Source organism: Microbacterium sp. (assembly GCF_029263575.1).
Lineage (GTDB): Bacteria > Actinomycetota > Actinomycetes > Actinomycetales > Microbacteriaceae > Microbacterium.
In genome coordinates this window covers 1-3836 of sequence record NZ_JAJUFV010000216.1, presented here as the reverse complement: position 1 = coordinate 3836, position 3836 = coordinate 1, and the positions used below count along the sequence as shown (strand labels likewise).

Sequence of the window (3836 nt, the reverse complement as noted above, 5' to 3'; positions counted from 1 at the left end):
CGCGTATCAACGACTACCGGGCGACCCCCACGAAACTCGTCGTCGCGGTCGAGGATGCCGAGAGCTCGAGAATCCTCGTGATGGATCGCGACGGTGACAACGCTCGCGAGCTGGAGCTGCCCGGTGATGGGCATGTCAGCTCGGTACAGGTCTCTGACCGCGGCGGACTGGTGGGCTACATCTATTCTGACCGCGAGATCACCGAAGACAGCGGCCGCGCCAGTGTGCTCGTGACCCAGCCGTTGGCGGGGGACGAAGAACCACGCATCGTCGAGGTCGGCGATGAAGAAGCCAGCATCGCCGAATGGCAGTTCGTTCCCGACACTGCCGCCGTGCTGTTCATCGACTTCGCCGGCACCCTGTCGCTCGATGATCGCTCCGGCACCGCGGGGGCGCAGAACATGGGCATCGCCATGCGACTGCTCGGCATCTCGCGCGGCACCTATACGGCGATCGTCGAACGCGCCGACGGTCAGACCGTGCAGCTGAACCTCGAAGACGGGGCCGAGAGCGAGATCGCAGCGGTCGACGCCGACCTCGGCGACACGACCAGCATCACCCCGTACCCCGGCGGAACGCTGCGGCACGTCGTCTCGCGTGATGCGTCGGGGCTCCCGACGGGTCAGGCCGTCGTGCGGGTCAACGATCAGGGGGCGGCCGAGCCGCTTATCGAGATTCCCTCCGGCAACGCGATCTTGCAGACCTGCGCATCCCCGAGCGGACAGTACGCCGCGGTCACGGTCGCGCCGAAGCTGGCCGAGAACCCCTATGACGACATGCTCGTGCCGCTGCCGACGACTATGGAGACGCACCTTTTCGACCTGCGGTCGGGCGAAGCGCTGCCCGTGCTGACCGGCTTCGACATCTCGTGGTGTCAGATGGCGCCGGCATTCTGAGCGCATGACCCATCGCCGCGCGACGAGAGCAGACCTCGCCGATCTTCCGGTCGAGGTGGCGCCCCGGCTGCTCGGCGGCCACCTGCGCGTCGTCGACGACGCGGAGGAAGTGTGGCTGCGCATCACCGAGGTCGAGGCGTATCACGGTCAGGGCACGGGGCCGATCCCCGACCCCGGATCGCACGCGCGCATGGGCCAGACCGCTCGCAACGCCACCATGTGGGGCGAACCGGGGCATCTCTATGTCTATCTGAGCCACGGCATCCATTCCTGTGTCAACGTCGTCTGCGGGCCCGAGGGCACCGCCGGGGGAATTCTGTTGCGTGCCGCGGAGGTCGTGACAGGAGCGGATGCCGCGGCCATGCGCTCAGGTCGCAGCGGCCGTGATCTCGCCCGGGGTCCTGGCCGTCTCGGCCAGGTGAGCGGGTTGCGGTATCCGGTTCACGACGGCATCGATGCGGTGACCGGTGCTGAGCTCGCCGGTGCGAGAGCTCAGCTGTGGTTGGCCGATCCGCTCGCCGACATCGCCACCGGGCCGCGTGTCGGAGTCGCCGGCATCGCCGGGACGAACGCGTTTCCGTGGCGCTTCTGGATTCCCGGCGACCGCACCGTCTCACTGTTCCGCTGGGGGCGCGGCGCGCGCGAAGCATCCGTGCTAAACTGACTCCTTGTCTGTGCACACTCCTGTGCGCAGTTCGTGTGCCGTGGGTCCTGTGAAATCTTCAGGGCGGCGCGCAGACAAGGGATCTTGGGTGAGGCCGTCCGGTCTCACGGTAATGAAGGAGTACTCACATGGCAGCAGTGTGCCAGGTGACAGGAGCAGTTCCCGGCTTCGGTCACAACATCTCGCACTCGCACCGCCGGACGAAGCGCCGCTTCGACCCGAACGTGCAGAAGAAGACCTACTACGTGCCCTCGCTCGGTCGTAAGGTCACCCTGAACGTGTCCGCCAAGGGCATCAAGGTGATCGACGCGCGTGGCATCGAGAACGTCGTCAAAGACCTCCAGGCGAAGGGTGTGAAGCTCTAATGGCCAAGAAGGCTCAGGACGTACGTCCGATCATCAAGCTCCGTTCGACGGCGGGCACCGGTTTCACGTATGTGACCAAGAAGAACCGTCGCAACACCCCCGACCGTCTCGTGCTGAAGAAGTACGACCCGGTCGTCCGCAAGCACGTCGAATTCCGCGAGGAGCGCTAAACATGGCGAAGAAGAGCAAGATCGCTCGCAACGAGCAGCGCAAGGTCATCGTCGAGCGCTATGCCGAGCGCCGCGCTGAGCTGAAGAAAACCCTGGTCGACCCGAACGCCACCGACGAGGCCCGCGAGGCCGCACGTGTCGGCCTGCAGAAGCTGCCGCGCAACGCGTCGCCGGTGCGCGTTCGTTCGCGTGACGCCATCGACGGGCGCCCCCGTGGCATGCTGACGAAGTTCGGCATCTCGCGTGTGCGCTTCCGCGACATGGCACACCGTGGCGAGCTGCCCGGTGTGACGAAGTCGAGCTGGTAAGCACAGGCTTTCTCACGAGGGGGCGAGGTTCTGCGGAGCCTCGCCCCCTCGTGCTATGTGCCCGGGGGAGAACATGACGGCGACCATCACCGATCGCACCTATCTCAACAAGAGCGTCCGCTCGCGTATGGCGTGGCTGGCTTTTCTCCTGGCCTTCGCGATCGGCAGCGGCGTGTTCAGCTACTTCAGCGTCACGGAATTGAACAAGCAGCTCACCGCGACCTACACCTCCACCACAGGCGAGGTGATCGACGAAGGCAACCGCCGGGTGCTGGTCGGGGCGCGCCGCAGTCGTCACTATGAGGATCGACGCACTGTGTACCTCGAATACACAATCAACGGCACATCCTCGGGCGACAGCGTCGACAGTGACGATCTGCAGATCGGCGACACGGTGACGATCTGGGTCAATGACGACGACGGTCAGGCCCGGCTCGACGAACCGGGCGCCGCCGGCTTCTGGACCTGGGCGTGGGGGATCGCACTGCCGGTGATCACCCTCCTGCTGCTGTGGGGCTTCGTGGTCGGCGTGCGGACGAGTATCCGCATCCTGCGCTTCCGCCCGGAGGGACGCGAACCCGACTTCGTCTTCGCTCTCCAGAACATCGAAGTGCAGATGAGCAAGGGGCGGTTCCTGAAGAAGCGCTCGCTGATCTTCCACGGCGTGATGGAGCAGAACGTCTCTGCCAGGCGCATCGGTGACAGGGCGACGATGATCGCGATAGAGAAGACCATGCCGCAGGTGCCCACTTACCCACAGCAGCTCACCGGCTACTACCTGAAGCCGGGCAAAGAGGGGTCTGAGCCGGTCATCCACGCCGCAGAGCTCGGCGCGTGGTGGACGATGCTGCTCGCATTCCCCGGCGACCTTGAGCCCGGCACGGACCACGCCAACAAGCCTCCGACGGCCGAGTAGAGCCTGTCACACCAGTCACAATCGTCACATCTGCACCGCGACACGCGGAAGAAAACCTGAAAACCCGCGAAATGACGCGGAAATGAGGGTGGTGGTTGATACATTCGAGGCGGTCACTCGACCACCGGGGGGCATCCGCCGCCTGAACCACAATCGATGCGACACTTTGTCGCTGGAGGATGACATGGCTGACAAGTCCATCACCAAGACCGAGCTCGTCGCGAGCATCGCTTCCGCCACCGGCCAGAGCCAGGCCACCGTTTCGGGTGTGCTCGACGCTCTGTTCGGCACGGTCTCCGATGCTGTTGCCAAGGGCAGCAAGGTCTCGATCCCGGGCTGGATCTCGTTCGAGCAGGTCGACACTGCAGCTCGCACGGGCCGCAACCCGCAGACCGGCGCCGAGATCAAGATCCCGGCCGGCAAGCGTGTCAAGGTGACCGCTGGCTCCAAGCTGAAGGCAGCCGTCAAGTAAGACGCTTCCTAAGAAGGCCGTCCCTCCGGGGGCGGCCTTCGTGCT

Annotated in this window: 6 protein-coding genes and 1 pseudogene; all 7 read left to right on the top strand. The window is 65.1% G+C overall.

What is annotated here, in order from left to right:
• Positions 1–896 (top strand): annotated as a pseudogene (locus Q1J95_RS15070) (hypothetical protein); the annotation flags it as partial.
• A gap of 4 nt (positions 897–900) precedes the next feature.
• On the top strand, positions 901–1560 hold the full coding sequence (locus tag Q1J95_RS15065; RefSeq protein ID WP_300269108.1) for a DNA-3-methyladenine glycosylase: 660 nt from the start codon (positions 901–903) through the stop codon (positions 1558–1560).
• 128 nt (positions 1561–1688) lie between these two features.
• On the top strand, positions 1689–1925 hold the full coding sequence (gene rpmB, locus Q1J95_RS15060) for a 50S ribosomal protein L28 (RefSeq protein WP_300269106.1): 237 nt from the start codon (positions 1689–1691) through the stop codon (positions 1923–1925).
• Complete coding sequence (gene rpmG, locus Q1J95_RS15055; protein WP_147038276.1) at positions 1925–2095, top strand: 50S ribosomal protein L33; 171 nt, start codon at positions 1925–1927, stop codon at positions 2093–2095. Before rpmB ends, rpmG begins: the two co-directional genes overlap by 1 nt.
• A gap of 2 nt (positions 2096–2097) precedes the next feature.
• Entirely contained in the window at positions 2098–2403 is a 306-nt protein-coding gene (gene rpsN / locus Q1J95_RS15050) for a 30S ribosomal protein S14 (protein ID WP_194420989.1), read from the top strand.
• Between the two features lie 73 nt (positions 2404–2476).
• A complete protein-coding gene (locus Q1J95_RS15045) occupies positions 2477–3319 on the top strand; it encodes a DUF3592 domain-containing protein (RefSeq protein WP_300269099.1) in 843 nt (280 codons plus the stop codon).
• A 184-nt stretch (positions 3320–3503) separates the two neighbouring features.
• The gene (locus Q1J95_RS15040) at positions 3504–3791 is read left to right on the top strand and encodes an HU family DNA-binding protein (RefSeq protein WP_033105720.1); all 288 of its coding nucleotides are present in this window, start codon (positions 3504–3506) and stop codon (positions 3789–3791) included.
• The last annotated feature ends 45 nt before the right edge of the window (positions 3792–3836 follow it).

Excerpts from the sequence above, each read along its gene's own strand:
- rpmG (WP_147038276.1), top strand. The coding sequence starts at position 1,925 with ATGGCCAAGAAGGCTCAGGACGTACGTCCGATCATCAAGCTCCGTTCG.
- rpsN (WP_194420989.1), top strand. The coding sequence starts at position 2,098 with ATGGCGAAGAAGAGCAAGATCGCTCGCAACGAGCAGCGCAAGGTCATC.
- Q1J95_RS15065 (WP_300269108.1), top strand. The coding sequence starts at position 901 with ATGACCCATCGCCGCGCGACGAGAGCAGACCTCGCCGATCTTCCGGTC.
- Q1J95_RS15040 (WP_033105720.1), top strand. The coding sequence starts at position 3,504 with ATGGCTGACAAGTCCATCACCAAGACCGAGCTCGTCGCGAGCATCGCT.
- rpmB (WP_300269106.1), top strand. The coding sequence starts at position 1,689 with ATGGCAGCAGTGTGCCAGGTGACAGGAGCAGTTCCCGGCTTCGGTCAC.
- Q1J95_RS15045 (WP_300269099.1), top strand. The coding sequence starts at position 2,477 with ATGACGGCGACCATCACCGATCGCACCTATCTCAACAAGAGCGTCCGC.